The sequence below is a fragment of the Roseateles sp. genome (assembly GCF_965229315.1).
Taxonomy (GTDB): domain Bacteria; phylum Pseudomonadota; class Gammaproteobacteria; order Burkholderiales; family Burkholderiaceae_C; genus Pelomonas.
This window is the reverse complement of the sequence record NZ_CBDDJA010000001.1, coordinates 379,982-397,685: the sequence shown is the minus strand read 5'-3', so window position 1 is coordinate 397,685 and position 17,704 is coordinate 379,982. Positions and strand designations below refer to the sequence as shown.

Here is a 17,704-nt window from a genome sequence, read left to right as displayed (position 1 = left end):
GCTGAACCGCGCTGAAATCCGGTGCGTGGGGACGCACCGCCCCGCGCCCGCTGCCCCGATGCCGCCTGCCCTGCCTTCCCGCTCCGCCCTGTGCGCCGCGCTCATTGCGCTGGCGCTGCTGGGCGCATGCTCGCGCGAGGGGGGCGGCCAGGGGGTGCCTGCGGCCGCGGCGTCCGCGTCCGCGCCGCTGGATGAAGCGCTGGCGCGCGACCTCGACCGCATCGAGCGCGCCCAGCGCGCCAGGCCCGACCAGCTGGAGAGGGAGCTGCGTGCACGCGGCGCGGCGCTGGCCCCTCACAGCCCCGGCCAGCTTGAGGTGCTCGCGCTGCGCGGGCTGCTCGCGGCACTCGCGCGGGACCGCGCCCTCAGCGACAGCATCACCCAGCAGCTGCGCGACTGGCCGGCTGGCGACGGGCGTGCCGCCGCCGCGGTCGCGGCCGCCAGCGTCAGCGCCGAGTACCTGCGCGCGCATGGCGACCTGCGCGAGGCGCGCAAGCTGCTGACGGCCATCGACGCCGCCCAGCTCAACGCCGCGGGGCCGGTGTTCCGCTGGCGCTACTACCACCAGCTCGCCTCCATCACCAGCGACGCCGGCGAGCTCGATGCGGCACTGACGCATGGCCACGCGGCCTTGCGCCTGGCCGAGCAGATGGGCCAGCCCTGGCGCGCCGCGCTGGCGCTGACGGATCTGGCGTTCACGTCCGCGCGGGCCGACACGCCGGCCCGTGCCCGCCAGCTCGTCGCGCAGGCCCTGGTCGAGGCGCAGAAGGACCCCGATCCGATGACGCTGAACCGCGTCCACACCATGCGCGGCATCGTGCATGCCGACGACAGCGACAGCAGCATCATGCTGCAGGCCAACTCCGAGGCGCTGGAGCAGGCCACGCGCGCCGGCGCCGACTCGGTGCGGGCGCTGGGCCTGGGCAACTTCGCCGACTACCACCTGCGCCAGGGGCACCCGTCGCGTGCCCTCGAACTGGCGGAGCAGGCGCTGCCGCTCGCACGGGCGACGCGCAACACCAGCGCCGAGAGCCTGGCGCGCACCAACATCGGCCTGGCCAAGATCGCGCTGGGCCGCGTCGCCGAGGGCCGCGAGGACGTGCGCGCCGGCATCATGCTGGACGAGCAGCAGGGCGCGCTGTCCTATGCCGCCTCCGGGTGGCAGGAGCTGGCCGCCTACCTGGAGAAGTTCGGTGACCTGCCCGGCGCCGTGGCCGCCTACCGCGAGCACCGCCGCATGATCGACCGCGTGCTGCGCGACGAGACGCGCAAGGTGCTGCTGGAAGCGCAGGAGCGCCAGGACGCCGAGCAGCGCGCGCGCGACATCGAGCTGCTGAACCGCGACAACGCGCTGAAGGCCGAGCAGGTCCACCAGCGCAACCTGGCGCTGATGCTGTGGGCGGCACTGGGCGGCTGCGTGCTCGTGTCGCTGGGGCTGCTGTACCAGGCCTTCCGCCGCGTGCGCCGCACCAACGAGCAGCTCGCGCACAGCAACGCGTCGCTGAAGCGCCAGAGCGAGACCGACCCGCTCACGGGCCTGGCCAACCGCCGCCATTTCCAGGCCGCGATCAAGGCGCTGTCGGGCAGCGATGGGCTCGCGGCCAGCGTCTTCCTGATCGACATCGACCACTTCAAGCGCATCAACGACAGTTTTGGCCACGCGGCCGGGGATGCCGTCCTCATCGAGATCGCGCGCAGGCTGCGCGAGGCGGTGCGCGACGACGACCTCATCGTGCGCTGGGGCGGCGAGGAGTTCCTGATCGTCGCGCGCACCCGCGAGGGCGCGTTTGCGCCGCAGCTCGCGCAGCGCCTGCTCGACCTCATCGGCGCCCAGCCCATGGGGCACGAGGGCCGCACCGTGCCCGTCACGGCGTCCATCGGCTTCGTCAGCCTGCCCGTCCCGCCGCACGGGCTGCGGCTGTCGTGGGAGCGGGCCATCGACCTCGTCGACACCGTCATGTACCTCGCCAAGGCCCATGGCCGCAACAAGGCCTACGGCGTGGAGCGCATCGACGCCGCGGATGCCCTGGCCGCGGCCCAGCTGACGGCGCGGCTGGAGGCCGCGTGGGGCGAAGGCCTCGTCGGCCTGCAGGTGCTGAGCGGCCCGGCGCGCGCAGGGGCCGCGGACGCCGCCGGCCGGGAGGACGCGGCATGAAGCGCATGGCCGCCCTTCTCGTGCTGGCGCTGGCCGCGGCGGGCGGGCGTGCCGCGCCCGACCCGGTGCCCGACCCGGTGGCCGAGGACACGGTGCTCGCCAACATCACGCGCCGCGCCTTCGACGATCCCGATGCGATGCTGGCCGAGCTGCGCCGGCGCTGGCCGGCGCATGCCGGGCCCGGCCAGCCGCGCGAGGCGGCCTGGCTGATGGCGCGCGGCCGCGTGCTGCTGGCCGCAGGCCAGGTCGAGGCAGCCGACGCCGTGGCCGTGCAGCTGATGGGCCGCGAGGACGGCAGCGACCGCAGCTGGCTGCTGCGTGCGCTGGCGCTGGAGCGCGCCGGCAAATCCCCTGGCGCGCTGGCCGCCCGGGCGCTGAGCGGTTTCGACAGGCGCTGCCCGGCCGGCGACGAGGACCGGGCCGTGCGCGAGCTGGGCTGCGATTTCCGCAATGCCTGGGACGCGCTGCGCCTGCTGCAGCGCGAGCAGTCCGCGCAGGGCACCTTCGTCAGCGCCGAGGCCAGCGCACGGCGCGCGTTGGCCTTGGTGCGCGCCGGCGGTGACCGGCATCTCGCGGCGCTGACGCGGGGCGCACTGGCCGCGGTGCTGCAGGCGCAGGACCGCATGGACGCCGCACGCGCCGAACTGCAGGCGGCCGAGCGCGAGGCGCCGGGTGATCCCGTGGCCGGTGCCCGCGTGCGCAACTTCGAGGCCATCGTCGAGCGCCGCGCGCACGACATCCCCGCCTCGCGCGCTGCGCTGGATGCCGCGCTGCTGCTCGCCGAGCAGGCCGACGCGCCGCACCTGGCTGCGCAGCTGCGTGCCAACCTTGTCGATGCCTACATGCATCTGGGCCTGCTGAAAGAGGCCCTGGCCATGGGCCAGCGCGCGATGCCGCTGCTGCAGCGTTTCGGGGACCGCATCTATGAGCGCATCCTTCACCACAACCTGGCGGTCGCCTACATCAAGCTGCGCCAGTTCGAACAGGCCCGCCAGGAACTCGCCAAGGCCGACGAGTTCGGCTATGAACCGACCGACCTGGTGCCCCGTGCGCGCGAGCTGCGCGAGCTGGGCGAGACCTGGGCCGAGGCGGGCCAGTTCAAGGAGGCGCTGGCGGCGCTGCACGGCGAGCGCGACCTGAACGCGCAGGCCAACGAACGCAACCGCGCCGCCGCGCTGGAGCAGCTGGGCCGCAAGTACGACAGCGCCGCCCGCCAGCGCGACCTGGACCTGCTGGCCCGCGACGGCCAGCTCAAGGACCAGCAGATCGCCAACCAGCAGCTCGCGCAGCAGGTCGGCATCGCCGTCGGCGCGCTGCTGCTGCTGTCGCTGGCGCTGGCGGGCGTGACGCTGATGCGCATGCGCCGCGCGCAGACGCGCCTGACGGCCAACCAGCGCCTGCTGCGCGCGCAAAGCGAGCGCGACCCGCTGACCGACCTGTCCAACCGCCGCCACTTCCTGGCCGTCATGGACCAGCGGTCCCGCGAGTCGCAGGAGGAGGGCTTCCGCGGTGCGCTGATGATGATCGACATCGATCACTTCAAGAACGTCAACGACTGGCATGGCCACGCGGCGGGCGACGCCGTCATCGTGGAGGTCAGTCAGCGCATCCGCGCGGCCGTGCGCGACAGCGACCTCGTCGTGCGCTGGGGGGGTGAGGAGTTCCTCGTTTTCGCGCCCGAGACCCCCGGCGACGACCTCGCGCTGATGGCCGAGCGCATCCTGGTCAGCATTGGCGGCACGCCCATCGAGACCGGCGAGGGGCCCCTGCGCGTCACCGCGTCCATCGGCTTCGGCAGCTTTCCGCTCGGCGGCTCGGGCGGCGCGGCCGCGTCGGCGCTGCGCCTGCACTGGGAGCAGGCCGTCAACTGGGCCGACATGGTGCTGTACAAGGCCAAGGCCGAAGGCCGCAACCGCGGCGTGGGCATCACGGCGGTCGATGCGCCCGATGCCAACACGCTGGCCGCGATACTGCAGGACTTCGACGCCGCCTGCCTGAACGGGCAAGTCCGGCTCAAGCTGCTTTCAGGTCCGCCATGAGGGGTTCTTTTCCGATGCAACGCCGTGGCCTGCTGCTGTGGCTGGCCGCCACCGGGGCCGCTGCCCAGCCGGGCAGCGCCCACCCCTGGCCGACCCGGCCGCTGCGCATCGTCGTGCCGTACCCGGCCGGCGGCTCCACCGACCTCGTCGCGCGGCTGCTGGCGCCCGAGCTGCAGCGCAGCCTGGGCCAGCCGGTCAACGTCGAGAACAAGCCCGGTGCCGACGGCAACATCGGCAGCGCCGAGGTCGCCGGCGCGAGCGACGGCCACACCCTGCTGCTGGGCACGGTCGTCACGCACGCGATCAACCCGGTGCTGTCGCGTCGCCTGCCCTACGACCCCGTCAAGGACTTCTCGCCCATCAGCCTGCTGTCGGCGCTGCCGCTGGTGCTGGTCGTCAACCCGGCCATTGCGCAGTCGCTGGGCATCCGCAACGTCACCGACCTGCTGCGCGTCGCGACGACGCAGCCCGGCCGGCTGCACATCGCGTCGGGCGGCAACGGCAACCCGACGCACCTGGCCGGCGAGCTCTTCAAGCGGCTGACGCAGACCTACATGCTGCATTTCCCGTACCGCAACGCGGCCTCGGCGCAGCAGGACGTCATCGCCGGCAACATGGACCTGATGTTCGACGTGCTGCCGGCCGCGCTGCCGCAGATCCGCGCCGGCAAGCTGCTCCCGCTGGCCATCGGCAGCGCGCACCGCAGCCCCAGCCTGCCGGACCTGCCCACCGTCGAAGAGGCCGGCGGCCCCGCACTCAAGGGCTACGAGGCCAGCGCCTGGGCGGGCCTGCTGGCGCCCGCCAGCCAGCCGGCCGACCAGGTCGCCCGCCTGCAGCGCGACATCGCCGCGGCGCTGAACAGCCCCGCGCTGCGGGAGCGCTTCCGCGCGCAGGGACTGCAGGCACAACCCACCAGCAGCGCCGACTTCGCCGCGCTCATCGCCGCCGAGACCGCCAAGTGGGCGCGGGTGGTGCGGGTGTCGGGCGTCAAGGTGGATCGCTGAGCATGGCGTCTCTCGTCCAAGACGCGCCCTGGCAGCGCCCCGTGTGGGGTGGCGATGCCCGCCGGCCCGGCTGCCGGATGCGACGCTGACATGACACGGCCCGGCTCCTGGCGCGCCGACCTGATGGCCGGCGCCGTCGTCGCCGTGCTGCTGATCCCGCAGAGCCTGGCCTACGCGATGCTGGCCGGGCTGCCGCCGCAGGTGGGGCTGTATGCCAGCCTGCTGCCGCTGGTGGCCTATGCGGCGCTCGGCTCCAGCCCCGTGCTGGGCCTGGGGCCGGTGGCGGTGCTGGCGCTGATGATCGCGCAGGCGCTGGGTGCGCTGCCGGCCGGGGTGAGCGCGACCGAGGGCGCGCTGATCCTGGCCGCGGAGGTGGGTCTGGTGCTCGCGGCGGCGGCGCTGCTCAGGCTGGATGCGCTGGCCTCGCTGCTGTCGGTACCGGCGCTGCGCGGCTTCGAGAACGGCGCGACGCTGATGATCGCCGCGGGTCAGCTGCCGGTGCTGCTGGGCAGTGCGGCGGCCGGCTTCACGCTGCCGAGCCTGCTGGCATCCGCCGCGCACGGCGGCTGGGGCGCGCGGAGTGCGGCCTGGGGCGCTGGCGGGGTGGTGTTGCTGCTGCTGTCACGCCGCGCCCGTTCCGCGCTGCTGGCGCGTCTGGCCCCGCTGCTGCTGCTGGTGGCGGCGATGCTGCTGTCCGCGCTGACGCCGGCGGCCGCTGGCGTCGCGCAGGTCGGCGCGCTGCCGTCGCTGGCGGTGCCGTTCGGGCTGCCGCGGCTGGAGGCGGCGCTGTGGCTGCAGCTGCTGCCGAGCGCGGCGCTGGTGGCGCTGATGGGCTTCGTGTCCAGCCTGGCGGTGTCGGAGTCGCTGGCGCAGCGGCGCGGCGAGAAGCTGCTGCCGGCGGCCGAGATGCGCGGCCTGGCGGCGGCCAACCTGGTGGCGTCGGTGACGGGTGGCATGCCGGTGGCGGGCAGCTTCTCGCGCAGCATCCTGCTGCACGAGGCCGGCAGCGTGTCGCGCTGGAGCCTGGTGTTCGTCGCCGGCTTCATGTGCCTGGCGATGCTGATGCTGGCCGAGCCGCTGGCCCACCTGCCCAAGCCGGTGCTGGCGGCCACCATCCTGGTCGCGGTGCTGGGCGGCTTCTCGCTGCGGCATTACCGCGAGGCCTGGGCCTATGCGCGCGCCGAAGGCCTGCTGATGGCGGCGGTGACGGTGACCGTGCTGTGTTGGAGCATCGCGGCCGCGCTGGCCATCGGCGTGGTGGGCTCCGTCGCGTTGCTGATCCAGCGCACGTCGCGCCCGCACGTGGCGCGCATCGGCCGCGTGCCCGGCACGCAGCACTACCGCAACGTGGAGCGCTACGCGGTGGAATGCCGGCCCGAGGTCGTGGGCCTGCGCATCGACGAGAGCCTGGTGTTCACGAATGCGCGCGGGCTGACCGACGTGGTGCTGGCGCTGGTGCGCGAGCACCGCGAGCGCGTCGGGGAGCCGCAGCGCGTGCTGCTGCTGATGGCGCCGGTCAACCACATCGACGTGTCCGCGCTCGTCGCGCTGCAGGAGCTGCACGCGGCGCTGGCCGCCGAGGGGTTGAGGCTGGAACTCTCCGAGGTCAAGGGCCCGGTGCTGGACCGCCTGCGCAGCGTGGGCTGGCTGGAGCGTTACGACGTGTCGCTCTACCTCAGTCATCACGAGGGCATCCAGGCGGGTGAACATGCCCTGAGGCCCAGCCTGGCAGACATGGACGCTCCCGGGCAGCTGTAGCCCGTATCTGCTACCGTGTCGCGCCCTGCAGCCGTCTGAGACGCCATGGACGACAAAAAGACCTTGCTCGGCATCCGCCGCGGCATCGAAAAAGAAAGCCTGCGCGCGCTGCCCAACGGGAGCCTCGCGCTCACGCCGCACCCGATGGCGCTCGGTGCCGCGCTGACGCACCCGCACATCACGACGGACTACAGCGAATCCCAGCTCGAACTGATCACCGGCGTGCATGCCGGCGTGGACGACTGCCTGCGCGAGCTGACCGAGGTGCACCAGGCCGTGTACCGCGCGCTGGCCGACGAGCGGCTGTGGGTGGGCTCCATGCCCTGCGAGTTGCCGACCGACGAGACCATTCCCATCGGCCGCTACGGCAGCAGCAACGTGGGCCGCGCCAAGAGCGTCTACCGCATGGGGCTGGGCCAGCGCTACGGCCGGCGCATGCAGACGATCTCGGGCATCCACTACAACTGGTCCGTCCCGGGCGTCGGCACGGACGGCTACCTGGGCGCGATCCGCAACTTCCGCCGCGAAGGCTGGCTGCTGCTGTACCTGTTCGGCGCGAGCCCGGCGCTGTGCGAGAGCTTCGTGGCCGGCCGCGACCACGGGCTGCAGCGCCTGTCCAGCCACACGCAATACCTGCCGCACGCGACATCGCTGCGCATGGGGCGGCTGGGCTACCAGAGCGATGCGCAGTCCAGCATCGCCGTCAGCTACAACTGCCTGGAAAGCTACGCCGCCTCGCTGCAGGGCGCGCTGACGACGCCGTACCCCCCGTACGAGGCCATCGGCGTGCAGACGCCCGGCGGCGACTACAACCAGCTCAGCACGCACCTGCTGCAGATCGAGAACGAGTTCTACAGCACCATCCGCGCCAAGCGCGTCATCCGCACCGGCGAGCGCCCGCTGCATGCCCTGCGCGAGCGCGGCGTCGAGTACATCGAGGTGCGGTTGATGGACCTCGATCCCTTCGAGCCCGTGGGCATCGGTGCCGACACGATGCGGGTGCTCGACGCCTTCCTGCTGCACTGCCTGGCGAGCGACAGCCCCCACGACACGCCGGACGAGATCGCCATCAACGCGCGCAACCAGCACAGCGTGGCCGCGCGCGGCCGGGAGCCGGGGCTGATGCTGACGCATTGGCAGGGCGGCGAACGCCGCCTGGTGGACTGGGCGGCGCAGATCCTGGCGCACTGCGCGGTGCATGCCCGGGCGCTGGATGCGGCGCACGGCGGCAGGGCCTATCAGGCGGCGCTGGAGCGCGTCGCCGAGCGGCTGCAGCGACCCGAGCTGTGCCCGTCGGCCCGCGTGCTGGCCGCGATGGCGCAGGACTTCGGCGACAGCTACGTCGGCTTCATCCGCCACCAGAGCGACGTCACGCGCACGCAGTTGCTGACGCTGCCGTTCCCCGACGCTTTGCAACAGCGGTTTGCGCAGCAGGCCGCGCAGTCGCTGGCGGAGCAGGCGCGCATCGAGGCGGCGGACACGATGCCGTTCGAGGAGTTCCGGCGCTTCTACGTCTCGCCTGAGCGCATGGTGGTGGCCGTCTGAGGACGGGCACCGCTCAACTCAGCTCAGCTCAGCCCGCCGGCGACGCGAAGACCGAGTCGCTGAAGCCCGGCGACGTCGCCTGGCCCCTGTGCTCGGACCGCAGGGCCCAGCGGGTGAGGTCGTCGGCCGGCATGGGCCGCGCGAACAGGAAGCCCTGCAGCTTGTCGCAGCGCCTGGCGCGCAGCTCGGCGGCCTGGCCTGCGGTCTCGACGCCCTCGGCCACCACCTCCAGGCCCAGCGCATGCGCCAGTTCGATGACGGCCTTGACGATCGCCCGCGCGTCGGCGCTGGTCTCCAGGTCCTGGATGAAACTGCGGTCGATCTTGAGCTGCGACACCGGCAGCCGGCGCAGGTAGGCCAGGCTCGAATAGCCGGTGCCGAAGTCGTCGATGGACAGGCTCACGCCCAGGTCGCCCAGGCGCTGCAGCGTGCGCTCGGTGGCGGCAGCGTCCTCCATCGCGGCGGACTCGGTGATCTCGCAGCTCAGCAGCGACGCGTCCAGGCCGTGGCGGGCCAGTGCCTGCTGCAGGCGCTGCAGCAGTGCTTCCGGCTGGCGCAGCTGCTGCAGGGACAGGTTGATCGCGACACGCAGCGTCAAGCCTTGCTCGCGCCAGTCGGCGAGCTGGCGGCAGGCCTCGTCGATGACCCAGTCGCCCAGCGGGATGATGAGGCCGAAGCGTTCGGCCACGGGAATGAACGTGCCGGGGCCGACAGGGCCGCGCTGCGGATGCTGCCAGCGCAGCAGCGCCTCCACGCCGTGTACCTGCTCGGTGTCGCCGGCCACCTTGGGTTGGTAGTGCAGGCTCAGCTGGCCGGCACCGGCCTGGTCCAGCACGGCGCGCAGGTCGCGGGCGAGTTCGAGCTGCTCGCGCACGCCGTCCTGCATGTGCGCCTCGAAGAACGCGAAGCCATTGCCGCCGCCGCGCTTGACGGCCTGGGCCGCCGATTCGGCCTGGGCGATCAGCGTGCGGTCGGGCTCGCGGTTGCCGCCGTGCAGCGCGATGCCGACCGATGCCGACAGCCGCAACGGCGGGCTGCCCTCGCCGATGGACATCGGCCCGGCCAGCATGTCCAGCAGCCGCTGGGCCACCTGGGCGAGCACGGCTTCGCTCGCCTCACCCTCCAGCAGCAGCACGAATTCGTCGGCCCCGAGGCGGGCCAGCGTGTCGTGGTTGCGGGCCTGCGCCTGCAGCCGCGTGGCCACCTCGCGCAGCACCGCGTCGCCTGCGGCGTGGCCGAAGGAGTCGTTGATCGGCTTGAAGCCGTCCAGGTTCACCATCAGCAGCGCCACGTCGGCACCATCGCGCCGGCTGCGTGCCAGGGCGTGGCTGATGCGATCGTCCAGCAGCAGGCGGTTCGCCAGGCCCGTCAGCGGGTCGCGGAACGCCTGCTCGGCGAGCTCGGTGGTGGCGGCGTGCAGTGAACGTTGCAGCCCGCTCGTGCGGCGCTGCACCCGGGCGTCGAGCGCGGAGGTGCACAGGGTCAGCAGCAGCAGTGCGAACGTGGCGCCGGCCACCAGCGTTTCGAGGTTGTCGCCGCGCAGCCCGTCGGTGCTGAGGCAGACGGTGCCCTCGGCGAAGCCGGCTGCCGCCATGCCGGTGTAGTGCATGCCCGCCACGGCGGCGCCCATCACGAGCGCGGCCACGACCTGGCCCCAGCGGGCCTGCCTTGCCGTGGTCAGGCGGCGCAGCCAGAAGAAGATCACCAGCGCCGCCGCCGCCGCGCCGGTGGCCACGGCCGCGGAGGCGGCCACCAGCGACCAGTTCCAGCGGATGCCGGGCGACAGCACCAGCGCGGCCATGCCGGTGTAGTGCATGCCGCAGATGCCCGCGCCCATGCTCACGGCGCCCAGCGTCAGGCGTTTCGCGGACAACCGGTCCTGGCTGGCCACGCGCAGCGCGATTGCCGACACGCCCACGGCGGCCAGCCAGCTCACCAGCGTCGTGACGGTGTCGTAGCCGACGGCGAACGGCAGGCGCAGCGCCAGCATGCCGACGAAATGCATCGCCCAGATGCCGCTGCCCAGGGACAGCGACCCTGCGATCCACCAGATGCGCACACTCAGCGCGCCGGGGTTGCGTACGCGCTGGGCCAGGTCCAGCGCCACGAAGGAGGCGAAGGCGGCGGTCAGGTAGGACAGCGCGACGACGGCGGGATCGAAGCGCAGCGCGAGGGCTGCAACGGGCATGAACCCGAGTATGCAAGCTTGCCCCGGGCGGCGCGCACGGCCGCTGGCCGCGCTTGCGGCAGCCTTCACGGCAACGACGTTTGCCCGCAAAAAAAGACCCGGCCAATGGACTGCCGGGTCGTGAAGCCCTCAGGTGAGGGCGTCGTTGGGAAGCTGAACTTTAGGGTGCCGGCCGCTTCCGGGGCAGGCAATATTCACCCGCACCCTGCCGATAATCGGCCCATGACCGCTCCGTTACAAGCCACCGCCTCCGCCCTGTCCGAAGCCGATCTGGCGCGCCTGCAGGACTTGCTGGACGCGCTGCCGGCACCGCTGGAGCCGCTGGACGTGAGCATGCTGGACGGGTACCTGTGTGGCGTGCTGCTGCAGCCCGTCGCGGTGCCGCTGGAGGCCTGGCTGCCGCCGCTGCTGGACAGCGAGGGCCGGCCGCCCCCGGGGCGGATCAACGACGAGCTCATCGCGCTGCTGCGCCGCCGGCACAAGGAGCTCAACGTCGCCATCGCCGGCCGGCAGTGGTTCGACCCGTGGATCTTCGAACTCGACGACGAGGCGTCGCCGAGCGAGACCGTGCTGCCCTGGGTGGCGGGCTTCGCGCACGCGCTGGACGCCCACCCGGCGCTGATGCGCCTGCCCGAGGAGCCGATGCTGGAGCCGCTGGCCGCGCTGTACCTGCACCTGGACCCGGACGACCTGGAGGACGCCGACACGCTGCTGGAGGAGATCGAGGCGCTGGAGCCGCCGGCCGACCTGGAGGCCGCCGTCGAAGGCCTGGTCAGCGCGGTGCTGATGCTGGCCGACGTGTCGCGGCCGCAGAAGGCGCCGCCGGTCAGGCAAACAGCCGGCGGGCGTGCAGGCCCAGGCCGGTCGCGACCGAAGCAAACCGGTCGCCGGTGACCCGCGCGGCCTGCGGGAAGCCGGCCGCCATGCCGTCCACCAGCAGGCGCAGCCCGGTGGAGCCGCCGGTGAAGTAGAGCGCGTCGATCTGCCCGGCGGTGAGGCCCGCCTGCGCCACCGTCTCGTGCGCCGTGGCGATGATGCGGTCCAGGTCGGCACGCAGCGCGTCCACCGCGGTCTTCTCGCTCAGCGGCAGCACCAGGCCGGGCTCGACCAGGCTCAGGTCCACCGTCGTGTCGGCGCCGCCGGAGACGGCGATCTTGGCGCCCTCGGCGCGCGCAGCCAGCTCGTGGCCCAGGCCTTCCTCCAGCACCGTCATCAGCCGCGCGTGCTGGCGCAGGTCGCTGAACCAGCTTTTCATGCCGCGCCACTCGGCCACGCGCAGCGGCGCGTAGCAGGTGTTGATCAGGTGCCAGGTCGCCAGGTCGAAGTAGATGCCGCTGGGCAGCTCGCGGCCCGGTTGGCCGGGTTTCGCGGGGCCGGTTGACCGGTAGCCGAACGCCTGCAGCAGGCCGGCCAGCTCGATGTGGCGGTCGAAATCGGTGCCGGCGATGTGCACGCCGTGGCTGGCCAGGATGTCATCGCGGCGGGCCAGCCGCGTCACGCGCTCGGGGCCCACGCGCACGACGGAGAAGTCGCTGGTGCCGCCGCCGATGTCGGCCACCAGCACGATCTGCTCGCCCTTGCCCTCGCGGATGGCCTGCTGCTCGAAGTCGAACGCCGCAGCGATGGGTTCGTACTGGAATTGCACGTCGGTGAAGCCGACAGCGCGGGCGCAGGCCTCCAGCTGCGCCTGCGCGGCCGCGTCGCGCTCGGGCTCGCCGTCGACGAAGAACACCGGCCGCCCCAGCACCACGCGCTCGGGTTCGCCAGCCAGGCGACGCAGCCGCTTCAGGTAGCCGGCCACGATGTCGGCATATTTGGCGCCGCGGCCGCCGCCCACGTCGGTGGTCTGCTCGATGAGGCTGGAGCCCAGGATGCTCTTCATCGAGCGCATCAGCCGGCCGTCGTGCCCTTCGACGTAGGCCGCCACGGCGGCACGGCCGAAGGCGCGCGGCGGGCCGTCGGCGTCGTGCGCGCCCTCGGAGAAATAGAAGACGGCCGTCGGCATCGTGCGCTGGCCGGGTTCCAGCTCGATCAGTGGCATGAGGTCGCCGTCGGGCACGGCGACTGCCGAATTCGAGGTGCCAAAGTCGATGGCACAGAAGGTGGGGGAGGCATTCATCGCGCGTTTCGTGTCATGTGTCATCCCGGTGGGCCGGGCCTCGGGCCAGACCTGAGGAAGGGCGCGGATTCTAGGAACACAATCCGCGCCGACAAGGAGACTGCATGAAATCGCGCCCCGCTTTCGCCCTGATCCTGCTGGCCGCGCTGGCTGCCTGCGGCCAGCGTTCCGAGCAGGAGCTGCTCGCCGCCGCCCAGCAGCGGATGGATCAAAAGGATGCGGCGGGTGCCGTCATCGAGCTGAAGAACCTGCTCCAGAAGAACCCCGACAACGCCGTGGGCCGCTACCAGCTCGGCAAGGCGCTGCTGGAGGGGGGCGACCTGGCCGGCGCCGAGATCGAACTGCGCCGTGCGTGGGAGCTGGGCGCGCCACGCGACGAGCTGGCCCCGCTGCTGGCGCAGGTGCTGCTGAGTTCGGGCCAGTCGCGCAAGCTCATCAGCGAATTCGCCGACCAGAGCTTGGCCGATCCCAAGGCAACCTCCGTGCTGCAGCAGCATCTGGCGATGGCCTATCTGGCCCAGGGCAACCTGGTCGAGGCCAAGGCGTCGGCCGTGCGTGCGCTGCAGATGATGCCCAACGACGAGGCCGCCGTTGTCGTCAGCGCGCGGACCAAGCTGGCCGGCGGCTTCGCCGACGAGGCGCTGGCCGCGCTGGACGAGTTGCTGCTCAGCCATCCCAAGTCTGCCAAGGCGCTGATGCTCAAGGGCGAGGTGCTGCTGTCGCGCGGCAAGGTGGACGAGGCCGAGCCGCTGTTGACCAGCGTGCTGGCGTTGGAGCCCGCCAATTACGACGCCCGCGCGCTGCTCGTGCGCCTGGCCTTCGGCCGCCAGCAGATCGACGCCGCAGCCAAGCTCGTGGGCGACATGCCGCCGGGGCTGGCCAGGAAGCCGCAGGGCCGCTTCCTGCAGGCCCAGCTGGCACTGGCCCAGGGCGATGCCGCCAAGACGCGCGAACTGGCGCTGCCGCTGCTCAAGCTGCTGCCCAACTACCTGCCGCTGCTGCGGCTGGCAGCCGGCGCCCACCAGCAGCTCGGCGAGCTGGCCGATGCCGAGAACCTGATGAACCAGGCGCTCAAGCTGGCGCCGGACGACCTCGGGCTGCGCCGCCAGTTCGCCGGCCTGCAGCTGCAGCGCCGCGCGCCGGCCAAGGCATTGGAAACGCTGCGCCCCGTGCTGGACAGCGGGAAGGCGGATGTCGACACGCTGCTGCTGGCCGGCAAGGCGCAGCTCATGCAGGGCAACTTCGACGCCGCGGACCAGGCGTTCGCCGCGGCCTCCAGGCTGAACCCCGAGGACCCCAAGACCGGCGCCGCACTGGCGTTGACGGCCATTGCGCGGGACGGCATGGCGACGGTCGGCCCGACCCGCGCCAAGGCCGATGCCGCGCTGGCCCAGTTGCGCGACATCGCGGCCAAGGACGCCGGCAGCAACTACGACCTGCTCGTGATCAACGCGCTGACGCGCCGTGGCGACCTGCCCGCCGCGCTGGCAGCGATCGACAAGCTCGCGCCCAAGATGAAGGGCAGCCCCGTGCCCGAGTCGCTGCGCGGGCGTGTGCTGCTGGTGCGCAAGGACGCGGCCGGCGCCCAGGCCGCCTTCGAGGCGTCCCTGAAGACTGATCCGAGCTATCTGCCGGCGGCATTGGGCCTGGTGGCCCTGGATGTGCAGGGCGGCCGCACCGAGGCCGCCGTGAAACGGCTGGAAGGCTTCATCACGGCGCAGCCGCGTTCGCCGCAGGCCCGCCTGGCGCTGGCCGACCTGCTCGCGCAGACCCGCGCCGCGCCCGAGCGTGTCACCGAGGTGCTCGCCGCCGGCGTGCGGGAGGAGCCGACCGAGGCGGAGCTGAGGCTGGCGCTGATCGACCAGCACCTGCGCCTGGGCGACGCAGCGAAGGCGGCGCAGGCCGCGCAGGAGGCCTCGGCCGCGCTGCCGCAGAACCCCGACCTGCTGGAGCGCCTGGCGCGCACGCAGCTGCTCGCGGGCGACAAGGCCCAGTCCGCCAAGACCTACACGCAGCTCACCGTGCTGGCGCCGGCGCGTGCGCAGGGCTGGCTGGGCCTGGCCCAGCTGCGCTTCGTGGACAAGGACTTCACCGGTGCCGAGCGCGAGGTCAAGCGCGCGCTGCAGGCCGAGCCGGCGTCGGTCGCGGCGCAGCGCCTGCTGATCCAGCTGGCCATCCACCAGGGCCGCACCGACGAGGCGCTGGCCGCGCTGCGTGAGCGCCAGAAGACGAACCCGCAGGAAGCCTATGCGCTGGTCGCCGAGGCCGACGTGGAGGCCAGCCGCCAGCACCTCGACGTGGCCATCGTGGCCCTGCGCAAGGCTGTGGCGCTGCGCGACCCGGGCGACGCGCCGCCGCGCCTGTTCGCGATGCTGCTGGCCGCGAAGAAGCGCGACGAGGCGCTCGCTTTCGAGGCGCAGTGGCTGGCAGCCCACCCGCAGGACGTACCCTTCGCCGCGGCGACGGCGGACGTGTTGCTGGCCCGGGGCGAACTGGAGCCGGCCCTGAGCCGCTACGAAGCGCTGCTCAAGCGCAGTCCCGACGCGGTGGCGGTCATCAACAACGTCGCCTGGCTGCGCAGCCGGACCGGCAAGCCGGGGGCGCGCGAGCTGGCCGAGCGCGGCCTGAAGATCAGTCCCGACTACGCGGCGCTGCGAGACACCTATTCGACCGTGCTGGCCAATGAGAAGGCGTTCGACAAGGCGCTCAGCCTGCAGCGGCAACTCGTCAGCGACCAGCCCGAGCAGGCGGCCTACCGCCTCAACCTCGCGCAGATCCTCATCCAGTCGGGTGACAAGACCGGTGGCAAGACCGAGCTGGAGAACCTGGCCAAGCTCGGGAACAAGTTCCCGCAGCAGGCCCAGGTGCAGGCGCTGCTGAAGACGCTCTGATCAGGCGCTGGCGCCGTAGAAGCCGAACGCCATGTCCGGGCGCCGGCCGGCGATGAGCTCGGCCATGGCGCGGCCCGAGCCGGCGCCGTGCGTCCAACCCAGCGTGCCGTGACCGGCGTTGACCCAAAGGTTGCGCGCCCGCGTGCTGCGGCCGATGTAGGGGACGTTGTTGGGCGTGCTGGGACGCAGGCCGGCCCAGTAGTTGGGCTCGCGGGTGTCGGCCACGCCGGGGAACAGCTCCTCGTAGCGCTTCACCAGCGCCGCGCAGCGCACCCGCGCCGTCGGCGAGTCCAGGTTCAGGTCGAAGCCCGACAGCTCCGCCGTGCCGGCAATGCGGATGTGGTCGCCCAGGCGCGAGATCGCGATCTTGCGCGTGTCGTCCAGCAGGCTGACGACGCTGGCGGCCTCGGGCTTCTTCAGCCGCAGCGTGGCCGAATAGCCCTTGGCGGGATAGATGTTCAGGAACTCGCCGAGCGGCCGCACCAGGGCCGGCGTGTAAGAGCCCATTGCGGCCACGAAGGCGTCGGCCTTGAGCATCTTGCGCTCGCCGCTGCGCATGTCGGCGACCTGCACGGCCTCGATGCCGTCGCCGCTCTTCTGCAAGCCCAGGATGTCGTGCTCGTACAGGAACTGCGCGCCGCGCTCCGCGCATCGCGCCGCGAGCTTCTGCGTGAAGACGCGCGCGTCTCCGCTCTCGTCGCTGGGCGTGAAGGTGCCGCCGAAGATGCGGCTGCCGAACGTGGCCAGCGCAGGCTCGACCTTGAGCACCTCCTCGCGGTTCAGCACGCGGCGGTCCACGCCGTGGTGGCGCATGATCTCCGCACCCGCCGCGCCGTTGTCGAAATCGGCCTGGCTGGAGAAGAAATGCAGGATGCCGCGCTCCAGCCGGTCGTACTCGATGCCGGTGTGCGTGACCAGTTCCTTCAGCGACTCGTGCGAGTAGCGGCCCAGCTGCACCAACGCCTCGACGTTGCGCTCGAACGCCGCGGTCGTGCATTGCGTCAGGAAGGACAGGCCCCAGCGCCACTGGTTCGGGTCCAGCCGCGGGCGGAACAGCAGCGGCGAGTCGTCGCGCAGCAGCCACTTGGCCACCTTGAACGGCGCCCCGGCATTGGCCCAGGGCTCGCAGAAGCTGACCGAAATCTGCGCGCCGTTGGCGAAGCTGGTCTCCAGCGCAGCATCTTTCTGGCGGTCCACGACGATGACCTCGTGCCCCTCGTCGAGCAGGTACCAGGCGGTGGCGATGCCGATGATGCCGGCGCCGAGAACGACGATCTTCATGGCGGTTCCTTGGGGTGGTTAGAGCGGTTGGAGGAGGAGTTGCAGACCCAGGCCGGCCATCAGCGCCGCGACGAGCGCATCGATGATCCGCCAGGTGCGGGGGCTTTGCAGCTTCGGCGCTGCCGCCGCGGCGCCGAAGCCCAGCAGGCTGAACCACATCGCCGATGCAAGACCCGCGCCGGCCGCGAACGCGGCGCGCAGGTCGGCCGGGTGGCGCGCGCCCAGGCCGCCCAGCAGCACGACGGTGTCGAGGTAGACGTGTGGGTTCAGGTAGGTGAAGGCGAAGGCGGCCGACAGCGTCGCGCCCAGGCTGGCGGGGATGCCGGCACCATCGAGTGCCCCGGTGGGGTGCCAGGCACGCTTGGCGGCCATTGCGGCGTAGCCCAGCAGGAAGGCGGCGCCGCCGAAGCGGAACACCTCCAGCAGCCCGGGCTGGTGCTGGATCAACGCACCGAGGCCGAACACGCCCAACAGGATCAGCAGCCAGTCGGACACCGTGCAGAAGGCGACGACCGCGGGCACGTGTTCACGCCTGAGGCCCTGGCGCAGCACGAGTGCGTTCTGTGCGCCGATGGCCAGGATGAGGCCGGCGCCCATGGCCCAGCCCTGCGCAAAAACGGCGGGCGCGGCAGGGTGGGCCAGATCGGCAGCGGGCATCGGCGGATTCTCGGCAGCCGCCCGTGAATGAAGAAGCGTCATTCATATTATTCGCCCTACATTAGCG

11 protein-coding genes are annotated in these 17,704 nt (G+C 72.2%); 7 read left to right on the top strand and 4 right to left on the bottom strand.

The features are described from left to right. Positions 1-58 precede the first annotated feature (58 nt). The 5 genes from ACO07H_RS01855 to ACO07H_RS01835 all read left to right on the top strand — a co-directional run bounded on the left by ACO07H_RS01855 (position 59) and on the right by ACO07H_RS01835 (position 8,501). Positions 59-2,155, top strand: coding sequence for a diguanylate cyclase (locus ACO07H_RS01855; protein WP_422010525.1), 2,097 nt, complete (start codon positions 59-61; stop codon positions 2,153-2,155). After that, positions 2,152-4,194: a diguanylate cyclase gene (locus tag ACO07H_RS01850; RefSeq protein WP_422010523.1), complete on the top strand. Its 2,043-nt coding sequence runs from the start codon at positions 2,152-2,154 to the stop codon at positions 4,192-4,194. The genes ACO07H_RS01855 and ACO07H_RS01850 overlap by 4 nt, the downstream gene beginning before the upstream one ends. A gap of 14 nt (positions 4,195-4,208) precedes the next feature. Continuing rightward, on the top strand, positions 4,209-5,198 hold the full coding sequence (locus ACO07H_RS01845; protein ID WP_422010521.1) for a Bug family tripartite tricarboxylate transporter substrate binding protein: 990 nt from the start codon (positions 4,209-4,211) through the stop codon (positions 5,196-5,198). A gap of 90 nt (positions 5,199-5,288) precedes the next feature. Continuing rightward, on the top strand, positions 5,289-6,956 hold the full coding sequence (locus ACO07H_RS01840; protein ID WP_422010519.1) for a SulP family inorganic anion transporter: 1,668 nt from the start codon (positions 5,289-5,291) through the stop codon (positions 6,954-6,956). 45 nt (positions 6,957-7,001) lie between these two features. Next, positions 7,002-8,501, top strand: coding sequence for a glutamate--cysteine ligase (locus ACO07H_RS01835; RefSeq protein ID WP_422010517.1), 1,500 nt, complete (start codon positions 7,002-7,004; stop codon positions 8,499-8,501). Between the two features lie 28 nt (positions 8,502-8,529). Here ACO07H_RS01835 and ACO07H_RS01830 read toward each other — a convergent pair whose 3' ends face one another. Further along, complete coding sequence (locus ACO07H_RS01830; RefSeq protein ID WP_422010515.1) at positions 8,530-10,689, bottom strand: putative bifunctional diguanylate cyclase/phosphodiesterase; 2,160 nt, start codon at positions 10,687-10,689, stop codon at positions 8,530-8,532. Positions 10,690-10,911: 222 nt separating this feature from the next. On the opposite strand from ACO07H_RS01830, the gene ACO07H_RS01825 reads away from it, so the two are divergent. Beyond that, positions 10,912-11,583, top strand: a complete 672-nt coding sequence (locus tag ACO07H_RS01825; RefSeq protein WP_422010513.1) for a YecA family protein — start codon at positions 10,912-10,914, stop codon at positions 11,581-11,583. Here ACO07H_RS01825 and ACO07H_RS01820 read toward each other — a convergent pair. Continuing rightward, positions 11,516-12,808 (bottom strand): heat-shock protein, encoded by a 1,293-nt coding sequence (locus ACO07H_RS01820; RefSeq protein ID WP_422010511.1) that lies wholly within the window; start codon positions 12,806-12,808, stop codon positions 11,516-11,518. The genes ACO07H_RS01825 and ACO07H_RS01820 overlap by 68 nt on opposite strands. A 104-nt stretch (positions 12,809-12,912) precedes the next feature. Here ACO07H_RS01820 and prsT point away from each other — a divergent pair, with 104 nt between their 5' ends. Next, on the top strand, positions 12,913-15,699 hold the full coding sequence (gene prsT, locus ACO07H_RS01815) for an XrtA/PEP-CTERM system TPR-repeat protein PrsT (protein WP_422010509.1): 2,787 nt from the start codon (positions 12,913-12,915) through the stop codon (positions 15,697-15,699). On the opposite strand, the gene ACO07H_RS01810 is transcribed toward prsT, so the two are convergent. Beyond that, the gene (locus ACO07H_RS01810; RefSeq protein WP_422010507.1) at positions 15,700-16,980 is read right to left on the bottom strand and encodes a D-amino acid dehydrogenase; all 1,281 of its coding nucleotides are present in this window, start codon (positions 16,978-16,980) and stop codon (positions 15,700-15,702) included. A gap of 18 nt (positions 16,981-16,998) precedes the next feature. Next, the gene (locus tag ACO07H_RS01805) at positions 16,999-17,637 is read right to left on the bottom strand and encodes a LysE/ArgO family amino acid transporter (RefSeq protein ID WP_422010505.1); all 639 of its coding nucleotides are present in this window, start codon (positions 17,635-17,637) and stop codon (positions 16,999-17,001) included. Positions 17,638-17,704 lie beyond the last annotated feature (67 nt).